This window comes from Thiohalocapsa sp., from assembly GCF_019695415.1.
Classification (GTDB): Bacteria; Pseudomonadota; Gammaproteobacteria; order Chromatiales; family Chromatiaceae; genus Thiohalocapsa.
Genome location: NZ_JAIFKJ010000037.1, coordinates 1 through 1,799, shown reverse-complemented (window position 1 = coordinate 1,799; position 1,799 = coordinate 1). Strand labels below are relative to the sequence as shown.

General features: G+C 73.0%; 3 protein-coding genes. All 3 read right to left on the bottom strand.

All coding sequences use genetic code 11. The annotated features are described in order from the left end of the window. Positions 1-124: 124 nt before the first annotated feature. On the bottom strand, positions 125-505 hold the full coding sequence (locus tag I6U14_RS00475; protein WP_296895981.1) for an NADH-quinone oxidoreductase subunit K: 381 nt from the start codon (positions 503-505) through the stop codon (positions 125-127). Next, entirely contained in the window at positions 502-1,476 is a 975-nt protein-coding gene (locus tag I6U14_RS00470) for a hydrogenase subunit MbhD domain-containing protein (RefSeq protein ID WP_296895979.1), read from the bottom strand. Before I6U14_RS00470 ends, I6U14_RS00475 begins: the two co-directional genes overlap by 4 nt. Next, positions 1,476-1,799, bottom strand: a 324-nt coding sequence (locus I6U14_RS00465) for a monovalent cation/H(+) antiporter subunit G (protein WP_296895978.1), incomplete at its 5' end; no start/stop codon positions are given. The genes I6U14_RS00470 and I6U14_RS00465, both read right to left, overlap by 1 nt.

Here is a 1,799-nt window from a genome sequence, read left to right as displayed (position 1 = left end):
CCGCGGGCTCCGAGCAGCGGCGCGAGCAGCAACGCGAGCACCGGCAACGCCAGCAGCGGGAACAACAGCTCGGCGGCGCGTGGCCCATCGAGCCAGAGCGCAAGGACCTCCGGCAGGCGCATGGTCAGGCCTTGCCGCCCCCCCAGGGGTCGAAGGCGTCGTAGCGACGCTTTGCCAGCTCTGCGAGGGGGCTCGACCGCGCCCTCTTCGGCTGCACCGCCGCCAGACGAATCAGCAGGGCCACCGCGATCGCCGTCGCCGCAAAGGCCACCACCAGCCCGGTGATGACCAGCGCCTGAGGCACCGGTTCGCGCGCGGGGCCGCCGGCAAGCCCGCCGCGTCTGGCGAGGGCGCCGAAGACGATGAACACGCCGCTGCCGATGAGGTTGAAGGCGAGCAGCCGCCGCAGGGCGCTGCGCCCGAGGACGGCACCGTACAGCCCGATGCCGATGAGGCCGGCGCCGCAGAGCCCGTAGAGCTGGGCCTCGGTCACAGGGAGGGTCATAACGGCGCGCGCGATGCCAAACGGTCGCCCGGCAACGCCGGCGGGCCGGCGACGAGCAGGGCCAGCGCCACGGCCACCGACAGCGTCTTGACCGCCTCGATGATCAGGATCAGGGGCTTGGTCAGGCCCTCCGGATAGCCGAGAAAGGCGTCCGCGACGACCACGCCGGCAAGGCCGATGAGCAGGAACACCAGCGGGCCGAGGACGATGCCGATGCGCGTGACTCGGCTATGGGTCGGCGGCGGCGCCCCGAGCCGCGCCAGCCACACCAGCGCCGCCATGGCGGCGAGCACTGCCCCGGCCTGAAACGGACCGCCCGGGTCGTCGGCGCCGGTCCAGAACAGGTGCACGCCCACCACGAGACCCAGCGGCGGCAGCAGCCGAGCCAGCAGCACCAGCGCCGGGCCCGGGATGCCGAGCTCCAGGGTGCGCGGGCGCTCGCCCCAGGCGGCATCGGCCGCGAAGGACCAAAGCACGATTACCGCCAGCGCCAGCACGACGGACTCCAGCAGGGTATCCACGGCGCGGAAGGCCACCAGCACCGCGGCCACCGGATTGCCCAGCTCGGTGATGTGCTGGTGTTCGGCCACCGCCGCCACTAGGTTGGGCGCCGGCGTCGGCAGCGACAGCACCACGACTGCAAGCAACCCGGTGACACCGACGCAGAGCAGGCCTACCAAGAGGCGCACAACCGCCGGCGGCGCCGGCTGCTCCTGCGGCTCGCCGAGCCGGGCCGCGGCGGTGAGCAGCAGCAGGCCCATGAGACCGCCGCCGAGCGCCGCCTCCGTCAAGGCGACGTCAATGGCCCCGAGCCGCACCCAGACCAGGGCCACCAGCAGGCCATAGGCGGCGAAGCCGATCACGGCGGAGCGGTCGCGGCGGGTCGCGATCAGCCACAGGGCCAGCACCAGGAGCGCAAGCCCGAGGGGAATGTCCGCGAGACGCGGGTCCGGGAGCGGCAGCTCGGGCATCAGGCGCGCCTCCGGGGCCGGTGGTCGCGACCAGCCCGGCGGCTGGTGCCGTCACGCATCCCGATGGCCTCGGCGTGGATGGCACCGGCCAGCATCTGGCCGACGGCCCCGCCGGCGATCAGGACCACCAGCCACAGGGCGGTGAGCTTGAGCATGCCGTAGGGCCAGCTCGCCTGGGGCAGCAGGCCGATGATCACCAGACCGAGACCGACGTTGTCCACCTTGCTGAGCGCGTGCACGCGGCGCAATGCGTTCGGGAAACGGAGCATCCCGATGAGCCCGGCGGCGAAGAACAGGGCGCCCAGGACCCACGAGACCAAGAG